This is a genomic window from Paludibacterium purpuratum (assembly GCF_004363805.1).
Taxonomy (GTDB): Bacteria; Pseudomonadota; Gammaproteobacteria; order Burkholderiales; family Chromobacteriaceae; genus Paludibacterium; species Paludibacterium purpuratum.
In genome coordinates this window covers 114,816-134,977 of record NZ_SNZP01000010.1, presented here as the reverse complement: position 1 = coordinate 134,977, position 20,162 = coordinate 114,816, and the positions used below count along the sequence as shown (strand labels likewise).

19 protein-coding genes and 1 tRNA gene are annotated in these 20,162 nt (G+C 61.7%); 7 read left to right on the top strand and 13 right to left on the bottom strand.

From position 1 onward, the window contains the following. Positions 1–60 precede the first annotated feature (60 nt). The gene (locus tag DFP86_RS13220) at positions 61–504 is read left to right on the top strand and encodes a CesT family type III secretion system chaperone (RefSeq protein ID WP_133681974.1); all 444 of its coding nucleotides are present in this window, start codon (positions 61–63) and stop codon (positions 502–504) included. 11 nt (positions 505–515) lie between these two features. Then, positions 516–1,484, top strand: a complete 969-nt coding sequence (locus DFP86_RS13215) for a hypothetical protein (RefSeq protein ID WP_133681972.1) — start codon at positions 516–518, stop codon at positions 1,482–1,484. Here DFP86_RS13215 and eutC read toward each other — a convergent pair. Genes eutC through eat form a run of 3 tightly spaced genes read right to left on the bottom strand, consistent with a single transcriptional unit; the run spans position 1,481 to position 5,100 of the window. Next, on the bottom strand, positions 1,481–2,278 hold the full coding sequence (gene eutC / locus DFP86_RS13210) for an ethanolamine ammonia-lyase subunit EutC (RefSeq protein ID WP_243729393.1): 798 nt from the start codon (positions 2,276–2,278) through the stop codon (positions 1,481–1,483). The two genes, DFP86_RS13215 and eutC, sit on opposite strands and share 4 nt — an antisense overlap. Continuing rightward, the gene (locus DFP86_RS13205; protein WP_133681970.1) at positions 2,275–3,660 is read right to left on the bottom strand and encodes an ethanolamine ammonia-lyase subunit EutB; all 1,386 of its coding nucleotides are present in this window, start codon (positions 3,658–3,660) and stop codon (positions 2,275–2,277) included. Before DFP86_RS13205 ends, eutC begins: the two co-directional genes overlap by 4 nt. 42 nt (positions 3,661–3,702) lie before the next feature. Then, positions 3,703–5,100 carry an ethanolamine permease gene (eat, locus tag DFP86_RS13200; protein WP_133681968.1) on the bottom strand — a complete coding sequence of 466 codons (1,398 nt, stop codon included), beginning with the start codon at positions 5,098–5,100 and terminating at the stop codon, positions 3,703–3,705. A 186-nt stretch (positions 5,101–5,286) separates the two neighbouring features. Here eat and DFP86_RS13195 point away from each other — a divergent pair, with 186 nt between their 5' ends. After that, positions 5,287–6,291 carry a helix-turn-helix domain-containing protein gene (locus tag DFP86_RS13195; RefSeq protein ID WP_166642266.1) on the top strand — a complete coding sequence of 335 codons (1,005 nt, stop codon included), beginning with the start codon at positions 5,287–5,289 and terminating at the stop codon, positions 6,289–6,291. Positions 6,292–6,397: 106 nt separating this feature from the next. Continuing rightward, complete coding sequence (locus tag DFP86_RS13190; protein WP_133681964.1) at positions 6,398–6,955, top strand: YdcF family protein; 558 nt, start codon at positions 6,398–6,400, stop codon at positions 6,953–6,955. Positions 6,956–7,024: 69 nt separating this feature from the next. On the opposite strand, the gene ychF is transcribed toward DFP86_RS13190, so the two are convergent. From ychF to DFP86_RS13150, 8 genes are all read right to left on the bottom strand, one after another. Next, positions 7,025–8,116: a redox-regulated ATPase YchF gene (ychF, locus tag DFP86_RS13185; RefSeq protein WP_133681962.1), complete on the bottom strand. Its 1,092-nt coding sequence runs from the start codon at positions 8,114–8,116 to the stop codon at positions 7,025–7,027. Positions 8,117–8,171: 55 nt separating this feature from the next. Further along, a complete protein-coding gene (pth, locus tag DFP86_RS13180) occupies positions 8,172–8,756 on the bottom strand; it encodes an aminoacyl-tRNA hydrolase (protein WP_133681960.1) in 585 nt (194 codons plus the stop codon). 94 nt (positions 8,757–8,850) lie between these two features. Next, positions 8,851–9,471, bottom strand: a complete 621-nt coding sequence (locus DFP86_RS13175; protein ID WP_133681958.1) for a 50S ribosomal protein L25/general stress protein Ctc — start codon at positions 9,469–9,471, stop codon at positions 8,851–8,853. Between the two features lie 103 nt (positions 9,472–9,574). Then, a complete protein-coding gene (locus DFP86_RS13170) occupies positions 9,575–10,558 on the bottom strand; it encodes a ribose-phosphate pyrophosphokinase (protein WP_133681956.1) in 984 nt (327 codons plus the stop codon). A gap of 83 nt (positions 10,559–10,641) precedes the next feature. Further along, positions 10,642–10,716 (bottom strand) — tRNA-Gln (locus DFP86_RS13165). A gap of 9 nt (positions 10,717–10,725) precedes the next feature. After that, positions 10,726–11,571, bottom strand: coding sequence for a 4-(cytidine 5'-diphospho)-2-C-methyl-D-erythritol kinase (gene ispE / locus DFP86_RS13160; protein WP_133681954.1), 846 nt, complete (start codon positions 11,569–11,571; stop codon positions 10,726–10,728). 19 nt (positions 11,572–11,590) lie between these two features. Then, positions 11,591–12,133, bottom strand: a complete 543-nt coding sequence (locus tag DFP86_RS13155; RefSeq protein WP_133681952.1) for an outer membrane lipoprotein LolB — start codon at positions 12,131–12,133, stop codon at positions 11,591–11,593. Further along, positions 12,133–13,875 (bottom strand): tetratricopeptide repeat protein, encoded by a 1,743-nt coding sequence (locus tag DFP86_RS13150; RefSeq protein ID WP_166642265.1) that lies wholly within the window; start codon positions 13,873–13,875, stop codon positions 12,133–12,135. Before DFP86_RS13150 ends, DFP86_RS13155 begins: the two co-directional genes overlap by 1 nt. A 92-nt stretch (positions 13,876–13,967) precedes the next feature. On the opposite strand from DFP86_RS13150, the gene mutM reads away from it, so the two are divergent. Both mutM and DFP86_RS13140 read left to right on the top strand, forming a co-directional pair. Next, the gene (gene mutM, locus DFP86_RS13145) at positions 13,968–14,783 is read left to right on the top strand and encodes a bifunctional DNA-formamidopyrimidine glycosylase/DNA-(apurinic or apyrimidinic site) lyase (RefSeq protein WP_133681948.1); all 816 of its coding nucleotides are present in this window, start codon (positions 13,968–13,970) and stop codon (positions 14,781–14,783) included. Between the two features lie 40 nt (positions 14,784–14,823). Continuing rightward, on the top strand, positions 14,824–15,654 hold the full coding sequence (locus DFP86_RS13140; protein WP_208108331.1) for a lysophospholipid acyltransferase family protein: 831 nt from the start codon (positions 14,824–14,826) through the stop codon (positions 15,652–15,654). Here the strand turns inward: DFP86_RS13140 and DFP86_RS13135 are convergent. After that, positions 15,584–16,402, bottom strand: coding sequence for a symmetrical bis(5'-nucleosyl)-tetraphosphatase (locus DFP86_RS13135; RefSeq protein WP_133681946.1), 819 nt, complete (start codon positions 16,400–16,402; stop codon positions 15,584–15,586). The two genes, DFP86_RS13140 and DFP86_RS13135, sit on opposite strands and share 71 nt — an antisense overlap. A gap of 171 nt (positions 16,403–16,573) precedes the next feature. Between DFP86_RS13135 and DFP86_RS13130 the strand changes: the two genes are divergently transcribed. Further along, positions 16,574–18,589: a UvrD-helicase domain-containing protein gene (locus DFP86_RS13130; RefSeq protein WP_133681944.1), complete on the top strand. Its 2,016-nt coding sequence runs from the start codon at positions 16,574–16,576 to the stop codon at positions 18,587–18,589. Between the two features lie 58 nt (positions 18,590–18,647). On the opposite strand, the gene DFP86_RS13125 is transcribed toward DFP86_RS13130, so the two are convergent. Continuing rightward, entirely contained in the window at positions 18,648–20,114 is a 1,467-nt protein-coding gene (locus tag DFP86_RS13125) for a C69 family dipeptidase (RefSeq protein WP_208108330.1), read from the bottom strand. Between the last annotated feature and the right edge of the window lie 48 nt (positions 20,115–20,162).

The following is a 20,162-nucleotide window of genomic DNA, read 5'->3' as shown; positions in this document are numbered from 1 at the left end:
CCATACTCCGCGTTTCCTCAACTCAAGTGCCCGAATACGGACACCCAAGGTAATGGAATCATGAGAGACCTGTCTGAGTTTCATCGCCGCGCCAGCGAGCTATTGCACCACCTCGGCTTCGATATGCCGGTGCCCGCCTCCGACCAGGACGTCATCAGCCTGGCGATAGACCAGCGTTTCACCGTTCACCTAGGCTGCATCGACGATGACCATTGGTTTATACAGGCAGATCTGGGCATTGCCGTGATAGACGACCCAACGACGCAGTTGGCCTGGGCGTTACGCGGCAATCAGCTCGCCGCATCGCCTTGGCTGCCGGTGGCGGCGCTCGATACTAACGACCATCTGGTCTGCTGGTTGCGTCTGCCAGTCCAAGGCAACGATCTACCTACCGTTGTGGCGGCATTCGACATGCTCGTCGCCAGTGCGGAACGATTGCTGGAGCCTGCCACGCCCCTCCGCCGCCACGACTCTCCCGCTCCCCCCTACCGACAAACACCCTAAGGAAATCGACGATGATCGGAAGACTCTACACCGCACAGCCGGTGGTGCATGCAGCGCGCACCCTTGCCGGCGCCCCCCCCAGACCCGTGAACCACGCTGGCCGCCAAATCGCCATCATCGCACCGTCAACGCCCGCGGCATCATTGATCGGCGACCGTCCGACACCGCCGCCACGGCCGTCGTTGAGCAAGCTGCTGACGGGACACGTTCCAAACCAACATCCCCTGCAAGGCGATAAGCCGCTGGTTCCCCCGCGGACCCAGTTCGGCACCGCCATCTACGCGATCCCGCAACGCCCGCCGAGGCAAAAACAGCGGCTTGCCGTGCCCGCGGCAGATCAACCGCCGAAGTTGGCCGTCCCCGTTCGCAAGGCCCCACCGCCCCCGCCACCGCTCGGCGCCACACCGCCGCTGCCAACCAATACCGCCGCACAACAAGCGCGCGTCGCCTTCCTCGCCACGCTAACGCAACAGCCGCACGTGGCGCAACGCGTTGCCCAGCAGATGCGTGGCTTTGCCGAACAACTGCCGCACGCGACCGACCAGGCGCGCGACGGGCTATTCAGAACGCCGGCGAGCTCAGCCGCTATCGTCGCGATGTATCGGGATCAAGCACAGGCAAAACCGAAGCAGGCACTCGATCTGAAGCAGACCTCGGACATGATCAAAACGGTCGTCTCCCCGCTCAAGCTGTGGGATACGCAGGTGATCGGCAAATCCGCCGAGGAAGTCTATCGGATACAGTGCCGTTTGCTCGCTGGCTTGCCGAACAAGGCGGGACGCGAGGCGGTGGTCAGCGCTTTCAAGGCTTGGGCCACGGCGTATGAACAAGCCCCGGCGGATCTGACTCGCCAGGGCTTCAACAAGGCGTCGGTGGCGATGCACGGTTTTATCTTCGAGCCCACAAACTTCTCGCCGAACAATCGGCTACCCGACCTGGACGCATTGCTGGCGCTTTGGCGCAAGCACACCGTCAGCTAAATGTCTGCTAGCATCCCGGGCGACGCCGGCAAGATCGCGTCGCTCTCGTCTTTGAGCGCCACGCCGCTGCACCCTAATTCGCGCGCGCGATCGAGCATCCATGCCAATTTGCGTGCCGCCAACGGCAAGGCCAGCCCGGCTGGCCGCACGTTGGAAATACAGTTGCGCTCGGCATCGCGCCGCCCCGGCCGTGGAGCATAGGTCAGATACAAGCCCATGCTGTCCGGCGACGATAGGCCGGGCCGCTCGCCGATCAGCACCACCACGGCGCGCGCCTTCAGCGCCGCACCGATTTCGTCGCCGAGCGCGACGCGAGCCAAGCTTGCCAACACCACCGGGCCGATGCGCCAGCCTTGCGCCTCGAGCAGCGGGCGGGCCAGTGCCAATAACGGTACGGCATGGCGGTCGACCGCCAGCGCCGACAGACCATCGCCGACCGCGAAGACCAGCTCGTCCGGCTCGCTCGCAGATGCCTGCAGCCGTGCCAAGCTGTCGGCATCCAGCCGTCGCCCCAGATCGGGCCGTTGCAGATAGACATCGCGCGAAACCGCCTGGCTTTGCACCCGGATCGAATCGAACCCCTGTGCCCGCAACGCCTGGGCAATGTCATCGACCGCCATCGGCGCATGCACGGCGTCGCGCGCCTGGGCATGCGCCAGTGCGAAACGCAGTGTTTCCCCGGTTGGCACGCTCACGCCGCAACGTCCCAGCGCAATGCGCGCCGGCGTCGTACTGGCCAAATGCGCCCATGGATCGCTCTGCAGCCATTGCCGTTGTCGATCGTCCATACTCATAGCCGCCCCCTCGTCAGGTCGAGCAAGGATGCCGAGGCGGTTTGCGGCAACAAACGGCCGTCGGCGCGAGTGATCTGCATGGCCTCGAGCCAGGCCTCGAACTCCGGCGCGCGCTTCAATCCCAACAATTGCCGCACATAGAGCGCGTCATGAAAAGAAGTGCTCTGGTAGTTGAGCATGACATCGTCGGCGCCGGGCACGCCGATGATGAAATTGATGCCGGCCGTGGCAAGCAAGGTCAGCAAATTGTCCATATCGTCCTGATCGGCCTCGGCATGATTGGTGTAGCAAATGTCGCAGCCCATCGGCAGCCCCAGCAACTTGCCGCAAAAGTGGTCTTCCAGCCCGGCGCGGATGATCTCCTTGCCGTCATACAGATATTCCGGGCCGATGAAACCGACCACGGTATTGACCAGCAGTGGCTGAAAATGCCGTGCCACCGCATAGGCGCGCGCTTCGCAGGTCTGTTGATCGACGCCGTGATGCGCGTTGGCCGATAACGCGCTGCCCTGGCCGGTTTCGAAATACATCACATTGTCGCCGACCGTTCCGCGCCGCAAGGCTTGTGCCGCCTCGCGCGCCTCTGCCAGCATCCCCAGGTCGATACCGAAACCGCGATTGGCCGCCTCGGTGCCGGCGATCGACTGAAACACCAGATCGACCGGCGCGCCACGCTCGATCAGCGCCAACGTGTTGGTCACGTGCGTCAGCACACAGGTCTGGGTCGGGATGTCGAAGCGGGCGCGCACATCGTCCATGAGCCGCAACAAATCGTGGATCACCGCCAGGCTGTCGCTCGCCGGATTGACGCCGATCACCGCGTCGCCGGCGCCGTAAAGCAAGCCGTCGAGCATTGAGGCGGCGATGCCAAGTGCGTCGTCGGTCGGGTGGTTGGGCTGCAGCCGCACGGCCAAATGCCCCGGTAGTCCGATGGTATTGCGAAAGCGCGTGACCACATGGCATTTAGCGGCGACCAGGATCAGATCCTGATTGCGCATCAGCTTACTCACCGCCGCCGCCATTTCCGGCGTCACACCGCGCGCCACACGCGCCAGCATCGCACTATCGGTCTCGTCCGACAGCAACCACTCGCGGAAATCGCCGACCGTCAAATGCGCGATCGGCGCAAACGCCGCTCGGTCGTGCGTATCGACGATCAGCCGGGTGACCTCGTCGGCCTCGTAGGGGATCAACGCCTGACCGAGGAACTCGGTCAGCGGCACCTCGGCAAGCCGCATGCGTGCGACCACGCGCTCTTCGGCGCTATCGGCCGCCAGACCCGCCAGCCGGTCGCCGGCGCGTGCCGGCGTGGCGCGCGCCATCAGGGTTTTAAGATCGGGAAAGCGGTAACGGCGCGTTCCCAGCATCGAGGTGTAGGCCATGGTGCAAGCGGGCGCCGAACGACGCCCGTCCTCCGGGGTGGATCACTTGGTATCGAGGGGGATCAATTGCCCTTCCAGCATGACATCGCTCTCTGCCGCGGCGCGGTGATGCGAGGTCAGGCGGTAGTAGATGAAGCCGGCGGCCAGCATGGCGGCAAAGATCGCGGCCAGAAGCTGATTGTAGTACACCATCGCCGCCAGACAGACCGAGGACAAAGCCAGTGCCAAAGCAGGCACCAGCGGATAACCCGGCGCGCTGAACGGCCGTGCCAGCAGTGGCTCGGCGCGACGCAGTTTAAACAGGGCCAGCATGGACACGATATACATCACGATGGCGCCGAACACCGACAGCGTGACGATATTGGCGGTCAGCGGCTGGCCGGCGATCACGATCAGGTTATCGCTGAAAATCGCGGCGATACCGACGACGCCACCGGCGAGAATGGCGCGATGCGGCGTCTTGAAGCGCGGATGCACCGCCGCCAGGAATGGCGGCAGGAAACCTGCGCGCGCCAGCGCAAATATCTGGCGGGAGTAGCCCATGATAATGCCGTGAAACGAGGCGATCAGACCGAACAGGCCAAGCCAGACCAACATGTGCAACCAGCCGCTGTTGCCGCCGACGATGCGCTTCATCGCCTGGGGCAGCGGATCGTTGATATTGGCCAGCGAGCGCCAATCGCCCACCCCGCCGGCAAACACCATCACCCCCAGCGCCAACGCAACCAGCGTCAGAATGCCCGCGATATAGGCGACCGGGATCGTCCGCCGCGGATCCTTGGCTTCTTCCGCCGCCATGGCCGCCCCCTCGATGGCGAGGAAAAACCAGATAGCAAAAGGGATCGCCGCGAACATACCGGAAACCGAGCCGAGTTGAAAACGGTCTTGCCCCGCCCAACCGGCCTGGGCGAAATGCTGCCACTGGAAACCCGGCGCCACCACGCCCATGAATACCAGCAGCTCGACGATCGCCAAGACCGTGACGAATAACTCGAACGTGGCGGCGATGCCGACACCGACCACATTGAGCGTCATGAATACCCCATAGCAGCCGACCGCCACCCATTTGGCGGACAGCCCGGGAAATTGCACATTCAGATAAGCGCCGATCGCCAGTGCGATGGCGGGTGGCGCGAAGACAAACTCGCACAGCGTCGCCAGGCCGGCGATGAAGCCGCCCAGCGGGCCGAAGGCGCGGCGCGCGTAGGCGAATGGCCCACCGGCATGCGGAATCAATGTGGTCAGCTCGGTGAAGCTGAAAATGAACGCGGTATACATGACAGCGACCAATAGCGCGGTCACCATGAAGCCTAACGTGCCGGCGCTGGCCCAGCCGTAGCTCCAGCCGAAATATTCGCCGGAAATGACCAAGCCGACTGCGATGCCCCATAGTTGCCAGGGGCCGAGACGTTGAGCGAGTTCCTTACCTGTCGTACTCATGGTTTGCTCCCTTGTGCTGTGATTCATGTCGGCAGCATAGGCGGTAGCCAAGCCCTAACGTTATCGAAAACCGGAAAATGTTTTGCACCGCAATAACGCACTCGCGCGGTACCGCTGAATCATCTTGGTGCACCGTTCTCACAGACCGCCGCCAAAACCGCGCATGCCGCTTGGCATGCAATGTGCATGAGCATTTGGCAGGGCGATACGCCGCATGAGGATGATATGGCGACGGCACAGGGACAGGCGCGCTACCGGGAGTGGCAGGTCAGCGACGTGGACGAGCAGGCGCACAGCATCAGCGCTTGGCAGCAGGATTATCTGCAATTGAGCGAGGGCGCGTTTCGCGGCCGGCTCGACGAGGTTCGCCACGACCACCTGCAGATATTTCATGAATACACCAGCCATGCCACCTGGCAACAATGCCAGCCCTGGCCTGGCGCCATCTGGTTCGGGCTATCGTCGTCGCCGGGCAGCGCCGGGCCGAGCTTCAACGGCCATGGCGCGATCGCACACCATCTGCTGATCTGCCCGGCCAACCACGATTTCACGCTTCGCACGCCCGATTGTTACGGCATCTTCGGCCTGGTACTCGACCAGGCTTGGTTGGCCGAGTTCGCGGCGCGGCGTTTCGGGGCGGCGCTGCCGGCCGGCTGCCTGCGTCCCGGCGTCTTGCCCTTGACGGAGTCAGCCTACTGGCAACTGAGCCATGCCCTGCGCCAGCTTCTACTGAGCTTGCGTCAAGACCCGTGGCGCGCCGATTTACTCGACACGGTGGCTGAAGGCTTGCTGCAGACCCTATTGACGCTGCTGCGCCCAGCCCGGCAGCGACCGGATGTGCCGCCGCGCGGCCGACGCCATGCGCCACTGGTCGCCCAAGCACGCGCGTTGATCGTCGATCCATTGCGACCCGCCGTCACAGTCGACGCCTTGGCGGCACGGCTTTTCCTAACGCGGCGCACGCTGCAAAACTGCATAGGCGAGATACTGGGCGTCTCGCCGCTGACCTTCATCCACGCCGTGCGGCTGCAGGCATTACGGCGCGACCTGCGCACGCCGGCACTCTCGGCGCTCGATATCCAGGATCTGGCCGCCAGGCATGGTTTCTGGCATTTAAGCCATTTGGGGCAAGCTTATAAAAAGATGTTCGGCGAAACGCTGTCGGCCAGCCGGCGTGGAAGGCCGGTATGACGATCCGAGGCGGCAGCGGACAAAAACATCAAGAGCCGCTGCGCTCGCTTCACCCCCTCTGATGGGCTGCTAAAATAGCCTCAAGCAGGCTACCGCAAATAAACCCATGAAACGACTCATCTTCCTCGTCATCGCTCTCTCGCTGATTGGCATCGGCGGCATCGCGATTGACGGCTTGCATGACGATGTTCAAGAGAGCGATGTCGGTGTGGTTCTCGGCTCAAAGGTGATGCCGGATGGCACGCCTTCCGATCGCCTGCGTGCACGGCTCGACAAGGCCGCCGAGCTATACCGGCAGGGCATGTTCAAGCGCATTATCGTCAGCGGCGGCACGGGAGAAGAAGGTTTCAGTGAATCGCTCGTCATGGCATCGTACCTGACCGACCGGCAGTCGGTTCCACGCACCGTCATCCTTTTAGACGAGCATGGAGACACCACCGAGGCCACCGCCCGGAATAGCGCAGCCATCATGAAGGCGCAAGGCTTCAAGAGTGCGCTGGTCATCACGCAGTTCTTCCACATCACCCGCAGCCGCTACGCACTGCACCGCGCCGGTATCGAAACAGTCCGCACAGCGCATGCCAACTACTTCGAGGCGCGCGATCTCTACTCGATGGCAAGAGAGCTGATCGCGCTACCGGTGTACTGGCTAGCGGTTCGATGAAAGCAGGGAGGGCGACGGATAGACATAGAAAAGGCCCTCCGAAGAGGGCCTCTAGGCAATCGGAAAAGCTTAGACGTTGAACAGGAAGTGCATCACATCGCCGTCCTTGACGATGTAGTCCTTGCCTTCGACGCGCATTTTGCCGGCTTCCTTAGCCTTGGCCTCGCCGCCGAGCGCCACGAAGTCGTCGAAGCTGATCACCTGGGCGCGGATAAAGCCGCGCTCGAAGTCGGTGTGAATGACACCGGCGGCTTGCGGTGCGGTAGCACCGACGGCGACAGTCCAGGCACGCACTTCCTTCACCCCGGCGGTGAAGTAGGTCTGCAGCCCCAGCAATTTATAGCCGGCGCGGATCAAGCGGTTCAAGCCCGGCTCTTCCAGCCCCATGTCGGCCAGGAACTCGACCTTGTCGGCGTCGTCCAGGTCGGCAATCTCGGATTCGATGGCCGCGCACAAAGCCACCACCGGCGCGCCTTCGGCATCGGCCAGCTTTTGCAGTGCATCGAGGTGCGGATTATTGCTGAAACCGTCGTCGGCCACGTTGGCGACATACATGGCGGGCTTGATGGTCAACAGGCAGTAAGGCTTGATCAGTTCGATCTCTTCGCTGTCGAGCCCCAGGCTACGGGCCGGTTTGCCCTGGTCGAGGTGGCCGCGCAGTTTTTCCAGCACGGCGACGGCCTTGATGGCCTCCTTGTCGCCCGACTTGGCTTTCTTGCCGTCGCGCTGGATGGCCTTCTCCACGGTGGCCAGGTCGGCCAGCGCCAGTTCGGTACCGATGGTTTCGATATCGGAGATCGGATCGACGCGGCCGGCCACGTGCACGACGTTTTCGTCGTCGAAGCAGCGCACCACGTTGACGATGGCGTCGGTCTCGCGGATGTTGGCCAGGAATTGGTTGCCCAAACCTTCGCCGCGCGAGGCGCCGGCCACCAGGCCGGCGATGTCGACGAATTCGACGATGGCCGGCTGCATACGTTGCGGGTTGACGATGGCCGCCAGCTGATCCATGCGCGTATCCGGTACTTCCACGATGCCGACGTTGGGCTCGATGGTGCAGAACGGATAGTTGGCGGCTTCGATGCCGGCCTTGGTCAAAGCGTTGAACAGGGTGGATTTACCGACGTTGGGCAAACCGACGATGCCGCACTTGAGGCTCATGAGTGCATTCCTTTGGTTACCGGGCAGTCCGTATCGGTCACGCCGCCCGCGGGATTCATTTGGCTGCGGTATGCAGCGTCTTCATCGCGCCGGCCATGTCGCCGGCAATGGCCTGCGGCAATACGCCGAGCGCGGCCACGATCGCCTGATCGATCGCGCCCTGCTCTTCGCTTCTAGGCTTCTTCAACACGAAGTTGACGACTTCGTTGCGATCGCCCGGGTGGCCGATGCCCAGACGTAGGCGCCAGAAATCCTGTGTGCCGAGTTTGGCGATGATGTCGCGCAGGCCGTTGTGCCCGCCATGGCCGCCGCCTTGCTTAAAGCGGGCGCTCCCCGGCGGCAGGTCGAGCTCATCATGCACCACCAGGATTTCATTGGGCAGAATTTTATAGAACCGGGCCAGCGCAACGACCGCCTGGCCCGAAAGATTCATGAAGGTCGAGGGCTTCAACAGCCATAGATCGGCGCCGCCCGCCAGGCTCGCGCGCGCGGTTTCGCCGAAGAACTTGCCCTCGGGGCGAAACGACTGCTTGTAATCCCACGCCAACTCGTCCACCAGCCAAAAGCCGGCGTTATGGCGGGTTCGTTGATATTCGGGCCCGGGGTTCCCCAGACCGACAACCAGTTTGATCGCTGTCATGGCGGTGTCTTCGTTCGACGACTCATTCCCTGCACAGTAAAAAGCCCGCGGCGGCCAGCAAGGGCGCGCAGCGGGCTTGGACCGTTGCCGAAAATTACTCGGCGGCAGCCTGGCCTTCTTCGGCGGCGGCAGCGGCTTCAGCCACGCCACGCGGCACGACGGCCTGGGCAACGGTGGAGTTGTCGCCACGAGCCAGTTGGGTGATTTCCACGCCAGCCGGAACCTTCAAGTCGCTCAGGTGAACCGAAGCACCGGCTTCGATCGCGGACAGGTCGACTTCGATGAAGTGCGGGATCTGGTTCGGCAGAGCGCGAACGTCCACGTCGTTCAGCACGTGGGTGATCTTGGCGCCTTGTACCTTCACGGCCGGCGAAGCATCGGCGTTGACGAAGTGCAGCGGCACGCGCACATGCATCGGGGCGGTCAGGTCGACGCGCTGGAAGTCGATGTGCAGGACTTGCTGCTTGTACGGGTGCATTTGGAAGTCACGCAGCAGAACAGCTTCCTTCTTGCCATCGATGACCAGGGTCAGGATGCCGCTGTGGAAGGCTTCTTCCTTCAGTGCGTAGTAAACCGGGTTGTGCTCGAGCACAACGGACTCGGCGGTCGTTTCACCACCATAAACCACGCCCGGCAGCTTGCCAGCGTGACGCAGGCGGCGGCTCGCACCCGTACCCATCTCTTCACGCTTAGCAGCGATCAATTCGTAAGACATTGCAGTACTCCATTCAAGTTAAAGGCATGTCCGCCACCGCGACCAGTGACAGACATGTTTTCCGGTTACCCGGAAATCTTCGGTGGCCAAAGGGCCGACCGTGTTACGGCAGGCAGGCGCCCGACGAAACCAGTTCTTCGTTGAAGAGGTAGGAAACCGACTCTTCGTTGTTGATCCTGCGCAGCGTCTCGGCCAGCAGGCCGGCAATGGAGACCACGCGGATCTTTTCGCACTGACGCGCCTGGGCGGTCAGCGGAATGGTATCGGTAATCACCACCTGGTCGATGTCCGAATGGATCAGGCGGTCGACCGCCTGGCCGGAGAACACCGGATGGGTGGCATACGCCAGTACGCGTTCGGCGCCGCGCTCCTTCAGCGCGGAGGCCGCTTTGCACAGGGTATTGGCGGTATCGATCATGTCGTCGACGATCAGGCAGGTGCGGCCGGATACGTCGCCAATGATGTTCATCACTTCCGCCACGTTGGCCTTGGGGCGGCGCTTGTCGATGATGGCCAGGTCGGTATTGAGCGCCTTGGCCATGGCGCGGGCGCGTACTACGCCGCCGACGTCGGGGCTAACCACGATCAAGTCCTCGATGCGCTGGGCGCGCATGTCCTTCAACAGCACAGGCGTGGCGTACACGTTGTCCACCGGCATATCGAAGAAGCCCTGGATCTGGTCGGCGTGCAGATCGACGGTCAAAATGCGGTCGATCCCGGCCGAGGTCAGCATATTGGCGACCAGCTTAGCGGAAATCGGCACGCGGGCGGAACGCGGGCGGCGATCCTGGCGGGCATAACCGAAATACGGGATGGCGGCGGTGATACGGCCGGCGGAAGCGCGGCGCAACGCATCGGCCATCGCCAGAATTTCCATCAGATTGTCGTTGGTTGGGGCACAGGTGGACTGCAGGATGAACACGTCGCGGCCACGCACATTCTCCAGCAACTCCAGCGCGACCTCGCCGTCGCTGAAACGGCCGACATCTGCCCGTCCGAGCGAGATATCCAGGTGCTTGACCACATTTTGTGCGAGTTCCGGATTTGCCGTACCGGTGAAAACCATCAAACTGTCGTATGCCGCCATGTCGTCGCCCCAACTGGAATAAAGAAAAAGCGTGTAAGGAAACTTACACGCTTTTATTCTGGTTCTCTACCATAGAGAAACTGTGGCTGGGGAGGTAGGGATCGAACCTACGAATGCCGGAATCAAAATCCGGTGCCTTACCACTTGGCGACTCCCCAGTAATCTGTTCAGTTTGCGTCGTATAACGGGTGGCGATCCAACCCCTTGGCCACGAAGCCGTCATACCTTGCCGACACAACCCGAAAAATTCTTGCTGCCTCGTCTTCACTGTCGCACTCCAGGAAAACACAACTTCCAGAGCCAGTCATTAACGACGAACCGAACTTTCCCAGTTCGTCCAGCGCTTCTTTTACCGCCGGATACAGCTTGCACACAACGCTCTGCAGGTCGTTTCCTACTTGCTGCGTCGTTTCGAGGATTGGCATTATGCTAGGCTCGGAATCCCTTGTCAACAGCGGCGATGAAAAAATTTCAGCGGTCGGAACATGGGCCTCGGGGCGCAACACCACGTACCATTTTTGCGGCAGCGCCACGGCTTCCAATTCGTCGCCGATCCCGCGCGCGAAAGCGTTACGTCCGAAAACGAATACCGGCACATCGGCGCCAAGCCGCCCTGCCAGTATCATCAGCCGCTCCCGCGACAGACCGGTTTCCCACAAGCGATTGAGCGCCAAGAGCACGGTGGCGGCGTCGGAACTGCCGCCCCCCAACCCGCCGCCCATGGGAATTCGCTTGGTCACGCACAGATCCGCGCCTAGCGGACAAGCGGTTTCCTGCTGCAGCAGGCGCGCCGCGCGCACGGTCAAGTCATGCGCCGGTTCGATACCGGGGATCGGATCGTGCAGCACAACGCGCCCATCGTCGCGTGGCGCGATGGCCACGGTATCGCCGAAGTCGACAAAGCGGAACACGGTTTCCAACAGGTGGTAGCCGTCGGGGCGGCGACCGACCACCTTGAGCATCAGATTGAGCTTGGCCGGGGCCGGGAAAAATTGATAATCGATGGAAGCCATGTCGAGCACGATCGGAAAATTATTGCCAGCGATAGGTCACCAGACGGATCGTCAGATCGTCTCGCGCCAGATCGACACGTTTGGGATAAGGACTCTGACTACCGGTTTCGCCGAGAAAACGGATACGCCACCCTTGCTGCAGCAGGCTACCGTCGGCATCGTATTCGGCGGGTACCCCGGGGGCCGCCCGGCCGCGAATCCACCAGATCAGATTATCCAGCGGCAACGGCCACCCCAGCCGAGCCCTAGTCAAGCTCTCCACGTCGGGGGCTTGCCAGATTTTACCGTCGGCATCCAGCGTCACTCCGCTCGCGTCGCGCGACAGACGCGCCACGGTCGTACCGACCGGCGTATTGATCGACAGCTCATCGCTGGCCGCGGTGTGCGTCCATTCGAAATTGGCGGTATTGCCCCGTCCAGCCATATTCACCGACAACCTGCCCGAGGCGGAGAACGGCGCATCGACACTGGCGGTCTGCGGCGCGGCGGGACGCAGTAACGTCTCTTGGCTAGCGCAACCGGCTAGCAACAAGCCGAAGCCAAGCAGCAACGCTCGACGCATCACGGCACCATCAGTCGATGCATGGTCTCGTCCAATTCAGGATGCTCCTGCGTCGCCTGGCGCGCCTTCTCCCACAGCGCTCGGGCCTCGCCCTGCCGTCCCAACGACCACAGCACCTCACCGTAATGTGCCGCCACTTCCTGATCGGGCAACAGCGCATAAGCCCGCTGCAGATATTTGATCGACTCCTCGCCGTGTCCCAGCTTGAACAGCACCCAACCCATACTATCGATGATCATCGCATTATCGGGCTCGATCTTCAGGGCGCGCTCGATCAGGCCGAATGCCTCCTGGTAGCGCGTGGTACGGACAGTCAGGATATAACCGAGGGCATTGAGCGCCTCTTGATTGTCCGGCTCCAGCTTGAGCACCTGGCGCAAATCGCGCTCTGCGCCCGCCGTGTCCTTGCGCATATCGGCGACCAGCGCGCGCTCGTACAACAGATCCGGCTGTTTCGGCTGAGTGTGCAGCGCCCGGGTCAGCAGGGCATAGGCCAGATCGTCGCGTTTGGCGCCGCGAGCGATCTCGGCCTGGGCCAGAGTCAGTTGCACCTTCTCTTCCGGTGTACTACCCAGCCGGCTAAGCCGGGCGATGGCGGACTCCGCCTCGCCGCCACGCGCCTCGATGAAGGCAAGCCGCACTTGTGCCGGCGTGTATTGATTGCCCTCGCCAATTTGCCGATACCAGTTGGCGGCGGTTTTAAGATCGTCTTGCGCCTCGGCGATCTGCCCCAGCGAGTATTCGAGGAAATCGGTGTCGGGATAGTGCTCGGCCAGCGCAGTCTCCAGATCGCGGCGCGCCGCCGGCAAATCGCCCAACTGGAAGGACAACAAGCCAGTGGCGTACAGCAGCTCGGGCTGGCGCGGCGCCTTCGCCAACAAGGCTTCGAAGGCCTGACGCGCCTCGGGGAAATGTTTCTGCGCCACCAACAGGCGCGGGTACGCCATCTTCAGCTCCAGCGAAGCATCGGGACGACGTGCCAACTCCTTTTTCAGGAAAGCGATAGCCGCTTCGGGCTGCGCCTTGCGCAACCGTTCGGCCTGCCAAGCCACCGGCAAGTCCCATTTGGGCGCCAGCACGGCCAGGCGATCGAACTGCCGATCGATCACATCCTGGCGGTCGACTTCGGCGGCGGCGGCCAAGAGCGCGAAACGGGCCTCAGGCAAGTCGGGGTAGGACGCGGCCAAGCTATCGACCATCGCGTAAAAGCCCGTCTTGTCAGCCGACTCCGCTGCCGACCTCGCCAACTGGACAAAGACCGGCACGGCCATCTCCGGCTCCTTGGCCAGCAATTCGCCGATCAGGCGCTGACTTTCTTGCAGTTTGCCGGTACGCAGGGCCACCGCGCCCAATTGCTCGCGCGCGCGAACCGAGTCGGGATCGATTGTCAGCCACAAATTTAAAGCATCTTCGGCGGAGGCCAGATTGCCGGCGACCAGGGCGAACTGTGCCGCCCTTTCCGCCAGACGCGGATCGCGCGTCTGCTTCGCCAGCGTCAGTTCGGTCACCGCCGCGGAGCCGATCGCACCGCGCTGCGCGGCGATCTCACTGGCCAGCACGCCGAACAGCAACTCCGGCGTCAGCGCGATTTTCGGATAACGCGCATCGTCGGCGGCCGGCGAGGCGTTTGCGGCATCGGACGCGGCAACGGGAGCGCGAACCGGCGCTGGCGACTGTGTCGCAGCACAAGCGGAGAGCATTGCAAGCACGAGCAATGGCAGGGTGCGTTTTAACGAGTTCATCAGCATGGAATTAAGATCGGGCGAATGGGTAGAATAACATGCGTTACGATGATTCTTTCATTATTAGACCTATTTTAGGAACGATTCGCGCTATGCCAGAGTTACCGGAAGTCGAAACCACTCGCCGAGGTGTCGAGCCTTGGTTGCGAAGCCAGACCATCCGCGATGTGGTGGTGCGCGAAGGGCGGCTGCGCTGGCCGGTGCCGCCACATCTTGCCGACACGCTGCGCGGGCTGACCGTGCGCACCATCGAGCGCCGCGCCAAGTATCTGATACTCCATTTCGACATTGGTTGCCTACTGATCCATCTGGGCATGTCGGGCAGCTTGCGCATCGTCGAGCCGACGGAGCCTGCCGGCAAGCACGACCACCTCGACTTCGTGCTCGACAGCCGGCTACTGCGTTATCGCGACCCGCGCCGTTTCGGCGCCATTCTGTGGTACATCGGGCCGCTCGAATTCCATCCCTTACTGAAGGATCTCGGCCCGGAGCCGCTCGATGCCGCCTTCGACGGCGCGGCACTGTTCGCGGCCACCCGCGGCAAGCGTAGCGCCATCAAGTTGATGCTGATGAATAACCACGTCGTGGTCGGCGTCGGCAACATCTACGCCAACGAAGCGCTGTTCGGCGCCGGCATTCATCCGGCCCGCGAGGCGGGTGCGCTGTCGCGCGCCGAATGCGATCTGCTGGCGCGCATCATCAAGGAAACGCTCGAACGTGCCATTGCCGCCGGCGGCAGCACACTGCGCGATTTTGTCGGCGCAGAAGGAAAACCCGGCTACTTCCAACAGAGCTACCAAGTCTATGATCGGGCCGAACAGCCCTGCCCGCGCTGTGCAACGCCCATATGTCATATCCGCCAAGGGCAAAGAAGTTCTTACTATTGCCCACAATGCCAACCATGCTAGAGTGACGGATCGTTCGTCGAAAATTGCAGACCATACCGCCTTGAAGACCCATCTGCCCCTCACCGCCGCCCCGACCCGCTTGCTGCGCCTCTTTTGCATGTGCTGGCGTTTCTTGATCGGTTTCACCATTCTGACTTTCCGCTATCCGCGCCTGTCGCGCGAACAACAGATCGCCGCGATCAGCCGCTGGTGCAAGCAGTTCTTGTCGTCGCTGGCGCTGGAAGCACGGGTCACCGGTCAACTGCCGGAGGTCTTTCCCGGCAATACCTTGCTGGTTTCCAACCACGTTTCCTGGCTCGACATCATCGCGCTGGCAGCCTTCACGCCGCCGCGCTTCGTCGCCAAGAAGGAAATTCGCAGCTGGCCGGTAGTCGGCTGGATGATCGCTCGCGGCGGCACCCTGTTCATCGACCGCGGCAACCGGCGCGATGCCGGCCGGGTCAACCAGATCATGGCCGAATCGTTGAAACAGGGCGACTGCCTGTGCGTATTTCCGGAAGGGACGACCACCACCGGACACCATCTGCTGCCGTTTAAATCGTCGCTATTCGAATCGGCGATACTGGCGAACAGCACGGTGCTGCCGATCACCCTGCGCTACCTGGACGAGCACGGCAACCTGACCGCCGCACCGTCCTACGCCGGCGAAACGACCTTCTGGCAAAGCCTCACGCGGCTATTGAAGCTACGCAAGATCATCGTCGAAATACATTACGGCCAGCCGCTCGTCAGCGGCCGCGAACCGCTGCTCACCCGCTTCGAGCTCTCCGAGGCCGCGCGTCACGACATTGCAGTCAATCTCAAGCAATCGCCTGATACGCCGGACACTCAAGCGAAAACAACTGCCGATCCTCAAGTCGAAGCGCCGTAAGGCTCCCGCCCCACAGGCACCCGGTATCGATCGCCAGGATCTCGTCGGTGACGAACAACCCAAGCGCCGACCAGTGGCCGCAGATGATCGGCGTGCCCTGGCTGCGGCGCCGCTCCAGGGTGAACCATGGAACCAGGTTTGGCGGCGCATCGGCCAACTCCCCCTTGAAAGACAGGTCCATCTCGCCGTCGCGCGTCAAAAGACGCATGCGCGTCATGGCGTTGACGATCAGGCGAAGCCGTTCAACGCCGCGCAGCTCTTCGCTCCAACGCGTGGGCTTGTTGCCGTACAGGCGCGCCAGGAAGTCCCGATACCCCGGGCCGGCCAACTCGTTCTCCACCTCCTCCGCCAAGCCTAGCGCCCGGTCGATGGTCCACTCCGGCATCAGGCCGGCATGGACCATCGCATAGCCGCCGCCGGCGATCATCAGCGGCTGACAACGCAGCCAGTCGAGCAGCACCTTGCCGTCGGCGGCGTGCAAAACATCCAGCAAGGTATCGCTGGCATGCACCTTGCCGAACCCTTCGGCCACCGCCAGCAAATGCAAGTCGTGATTGCCCAGTACGATCTGCACACAATCCTGGTGGGCATACACCCAGCGCAGCACTTCAAGCGACTCGGGGCCGCGATTGACCAGGTCGCCGGTCAACCATAACGTATCTTTACCGGGGTTGAATTCGATGTTGCGCAGAAGCTGTTGGAAGGGGGCGTAGCAGCCCTGGATGTCACCGATTGCGTAGCTGGCCATGGTCAGATTCCTTTCTCTGTCGGACGCGTCGCCGCGATCCGCACGAAGTGACATGATACCGCATGCTACAATGGACGCTCTGCATTACCGATTTATTTAGAACGCGACAAACCGCACGCCGGCCCCGCAGGCAAACCATCCGGCCCATGGCCCGCCCCGACCCGAGTAATCATGTCCCTGACTCAACTGAACACGCCGCAACGCGATGCGATTCATCACTTGGACGGCCCCCTGCTGGTGCTGGCCGGCGCCGGCAGCGGCAAAACCCGCGTCATCACGTTCAAGATAGCGCATCTGATCCGCCACGCCGGCATCAGCGCACGCAATATCGCCGCCATCACCTTTACCAACAAGGCGGCGCGCGAGATGCTCGAACGCATCGGCAAGCTGATGAATCCGGGCGAGATCCGCGGGCTCACCGTCTCCACCTTCCACTCGCTCGGCATGCACATGCTGCGCCAGGAGGCACCGCACCTCGGTTACAAACCGCAGTTCTCGATCCTCGACGCCTTCGACGCCGGCAAGATCATTTCCGACATTCTGCTGACGACGCATAAGGAAGAGGTTCGCAAGGTACAAACGCAGATCTCGCTGTGGAAGAACGACTTCAAAAATCCGCAGGAAGTACTGGACGCGGCCGAGACCGAATTCGACGCCGTGTGCGCCCGCACCTATCAAGCCTACCAGGACACGCTGAGTGCCTATCAGGCCATGGACTTCGACGATCTGATCCGCCTGCCGGTACAGCTGTTGCGCAGTCATCCGGAGGTTCTCGAGCGCTGGCAGAATAAGCTGCGCTACTTGCTGATCGACGAGTACCAGGATACCAATACCTGCCAATACCAGATGGTCAAGCTATTGACCGGCGTGCGCGGCATGTTCACCGCGGTCGGCGACGACGATCAGTCGATCTACGCCTGGCGCGGCGCCAACATGGAAAACCTGCGCCTACTGCAGCACGATTTTCCCAAACTCAAGATCATCAAGCTGGAGCAGAACTACCGCTCGACCGCGCGTATTCTGCGCGCCGCCAACAGTGTGATCGCCAACAATCCAAAATTGTTCGAAAAGCAGCTGTGGAGCGAACTGGGGCTGGGCGAGCCAATCCACGTAGTGCAATGCAAGGATGAGGAACACGAGGCCGAAATCGTGGTGCAGCGCCTCTTGGCGCACAAGTTCGAACACCGAACCGACTTCAAGGACTACGCCATTCTGTATCGCGGCAACTACCAGGCGCGCATCTTCGAACAGGCGCTGCGCAACCAGCGCATCCCTTACCAGATGTCCGGCGGGCAGTCTTTCTTCGACAAACCGGAAATCAAGGACGTCATTGCCTATATGCGCCTGATCAGCAATCCGGATGACGATCCGGCACTGATCCGCGCTCTGACCACGCCACGGCGCGGTGTGGGCGCCGGCACACTGGAAAAACTCGGCGCCTACGCCGGACAGCGTCAGAAAAGCCTGTTCGCCGCGGCGCACGAAGAAGGTTTTCAACACCAGGTTCAACCGGCTCAGCTCGAACCGCTACTGGATTTTTGTCGCCTGATCAACCACTTGCAGTACCGGGCCACCCGGGAGCCGGCGGGGGCGCTCACGCTGGAGATGCTGCAGACCATCGGTTACGAGGCCTGGTTATACGATAGCGAAGAGCCGCGCCCGGCGGAAACCAAGTGGAAAAACGTACTGGAACTGGTCGCCTGGCTTGGCAAGAAAGGCGAACAAGACGGCAAGACCTTGATCGACCTGACCCAGACCATCGCGCTGATCACCATGCTGGAAGGCCGGGACGAGAGCGAGGTCGACGCGGTGAAGATGTCGACACTGCATGCCTCCAAGGGACTGGAGTATCCGCATGTATTCCTGGTCGGCGTGGAGGAAGGTATCCTGCCGCACCAGGAGTCGGTGGACAACGGCATGATCGAAGAGGAGCGCCGGCTGATGTATGTCGGCATCACCCGCGCCCAGCGCAGCCTGACGCTCAGCTATTGCGTCAAGCGCCGCCGCGCCGGCGAGTGGCTGTTCGTCGACCCGTCGCGCTTCATCTCAGAAATCGACCAACAGGACGTCAAGCACTTCGGCCGGCCGGGTGCCGAACCGCTGGTCAGCCGCACGGAGGGTAAAGCGCGACTGGCCAACCTCAGCGCCATGCTAGGCGCCAAAACCGGCAAAGACGGATCGACATAAATTAAAAAAGGCCGCTCGGTATAGAGCGGCCTTTTCACTTACCAACAAACCCGGTCGATCAGGAACCGTGGAACAGATACTTCTTGTTGGTTTCGATGGCCATTTGAGTGAACACATCGTTGGTCATCTGCTCGGTCAGCGCATCCACTTGGCTAACCGTGTGCGCGGTAAAGGCGTCCAACAACTTCTCGGCCTTCTTCGGGCTTTGAGCATAGACCTTCACATACTCTTTCTCGAACGCTGCTTGCTGTGCCTGGATATCGGCATTGAGCTTGGCGTAGCCATCCTTGACCGCCGGCGCATATTTCGGGAAGTCCTGCATCACCAAGGTCTGCAGCTTATGGAACTTCCACCAAGCCGAAGTACTGTCGGCCTTGTCGGTGTTGTCCTGATAGGACGCCGGAATCTTGGCGCCTTGATAGAACGGCACGTAAATCCCCAGCGCGGTCATCCCCAACTCCAAGTACTCGACGTTGGCGATCGGCGCCGGCAGCGTGGCACGCAGTGCCAGCACATGCGACTCTTGCGCGCGGAACACCGAGATCGGGCGATACTTGGCCTTCGGGTTTTGCGTGAAGTACGGCTCGTTTTCCGTCCCTTGGTAATGATTCTGCAGGGCGGTTTCGACATCGGTCACCGTCAGCGCATGCTCGGGCTTCAGGAAGACCGGCGCCTTGCCGTCCTTGTAGCTGTCGTTCTTCAGGCTCGGGTTGTACATACCCTGCACGGTCCACACACGATAGTAGTTGTAGTAGACGTTGCTCGGGCCGTTTTCGGTATAAGCCGAGAAGAAATCGAACTTGCCGTCGGTACGCGGCTGAGCCAGACCGTTCTTCACGGCATAGTCGACCAGACCCTTGGATGCCATGACGTTAGCCGTGTCGTTCAGATCCACTTCGCGCAGACGACCTTGGTTGGCCGAGACAAAATACATATTGTCCGGAATGCGCACGGCGACCCATTGGTGGCCGGCACCGTTTTCCAAATACCAAGCTTCGTTCTTATCCGCAAACACGATGCCGAAGCCTTCGCCAGAACCCTGGGTATCGATGATCTTACCCAGCAATTCGACCCCCTGACGCGCCGACTTGATTTGCGGCAGGAGGATGGAGGTGACTTCGCTTTCGGTGATACCGGTCTTGTCCAGATACGGATCGGCCTTCAGGGCGGCATCGCTGCTCTGGATGGTTTCGGTAGCGGACATCGTCACACCAGCCGAGTTGAAACCGGCTTCTTCGTAAGACTGGCTCTTACCGTCGAAATCGGGCAAACCGGTATAGCTCATCAGATGATCCGGCAGCTGATAAGTGAACTGCGACTGTACCGACTTGAACAAGAAGCCCTTGGCCACGGCGTCGTGCTTGATGAAATGGATCGGGTGGTTACCCGCGCCGGCATCCACGTTGCGGCCAACCAGAACCGAACCGTCGGCCGAGACGCTCTTGCCGACGACGATGGTGGTGCACGCGAAAGCGGAGGCACAAGACAGCCCCAGAACCGCCAATGCAATTTTCTTCAACATCATGACTTGCAAACTCCCTGGTGGAATCGACGCCGACAGCATAATCCTACG

Excerpts from the sequence above, each read along its gene's own strand:
- DFP86_RS13125 (WP_208108330.1), bottom strand. The coding sequence starts at position 20,114 with ATGATGTTGAAGAAAATTGCATTGGCGGTTCTGGGGCTGTCTTGTGCC.
- DFP86_RS13130 (WP_133681944.1), top strand. The coding sequence starts at position 16,574 with ATGTCCCTGACTCAACTGAACACGCCGCAACGCGATGCGATTCATCAC.
- eat (WP_133681968.1), bottom strand. The coding sequence starts at position 5,100 with ATGAGTACGACAGGTAAGGAACTCGCTCAACGTCTCGGCCCCTGGCAA.
- DFP86_RS13195 (WP_166642266.1), top strand. The coding sequence starts at position 5,287 with ATGAGCATTTGGCAGGGCGATACGCCGCATGAGGATGATATGGCGACG.
- DFP86_RS13220 (WP_133681974.1), top strand. The coding sequence starts at position 61 with ATGAGAGACCTGTCTGAGTTTCATCGCCGCGCCAGCGAGCTATTGCAC.
- eutC (WP_243729393.1), bottom strand. The coding sequence starts at position 2,278 with ATGAGTATGGACGATCGACAACGGCAATGGCTGCAGAGCGATCCATGG.
- DFP86_RS13150 (WP_166642265.1), bottom strand. The coding sequence starts at position 13,875 with ATGAACTCGTTAAAACGCACCCTGCCATTGCTCGTGCTTGCAATGCTC.
- DFP86_RS13205 (WP_133681970.1), bottom strand. The coding sequence starts at position 3,660 with ATGGCCTACACCTCGATGCTGGGAACGCGCCGTTACCGCTTTCCCGAT.
- DFP86_RS13215 (WP_133681972.1), top strand. The coding sequence starts at position 516 with ATGATCGGAAGACTCTACACCGCACAGCCGGTGGTGCATGCAGCGCGC.
- DFP86_RS13175 (WP_133681958.1), bottom strand. The coding sequence starts at position 9,471 with ATGTCTTACGAATTGATCGCTGCTAAGCGTGAAGAGATGGGTACGGGT.
- DFP86_RS13155 (WP_133681952.1), bottom strand. The coding sequence starts at position 12,133 with ATGCGTCGAGCGTTGCTGCTTGGCTTCGGCTTGTTGCTAGCCGGTTGC.
- DFP86_RS13170 (WP_133681956.1), bottom strand. The coding sequence starts at position 10,558 with ATGGCGGCATACGACAGTTTGATGGTTTTCACCGGTACGGCAAATCCG.
- pth (WP_133681960.1), bottom strand. The coding sequence starts at position 8,756 with ATGACAGCGATCAAACTGGTTGTCGGTCTGGGGAACCCCGGGCCCGAA.
- DFP86_RS13190 (WP_133681964.1), top strand. The coding sequence starts at position 6,398 with ATGAAACGACTCATCTTCCTCGTCATCGCTCTCTCGCTGATTGGCATC.
- ychF (WP_133681962.1), bottom strand. The coding sequence starts at position 8,116 with ATGAGCCTCAAGTGCGGCATCGTCGGTTTGCCCAACGTCGGTAAATCC.
- mutM (WP_133681948.1), top strand. The coding sequence starts at position 13,968 with ATGCCAGAGTTACCGGAAGTCGAAACCACTCGCCGAGGTGTCGAGCCT.
- DFP86_RS13135 (WP_133681946.1), bottom strand. The coding sequence starts at position 16,402 with ATGGCCAGCTACGCAATCGGTGACATCCAGGGCTGCTACGCCCCCTTC.
- ispE (WP_133681954.1), bottom strand. The coding sequence starts at position 11,571 with ATGGCTTCCATCGATTATCAATTTTTCCCGGCCCCGGCCAAGCTCAAT.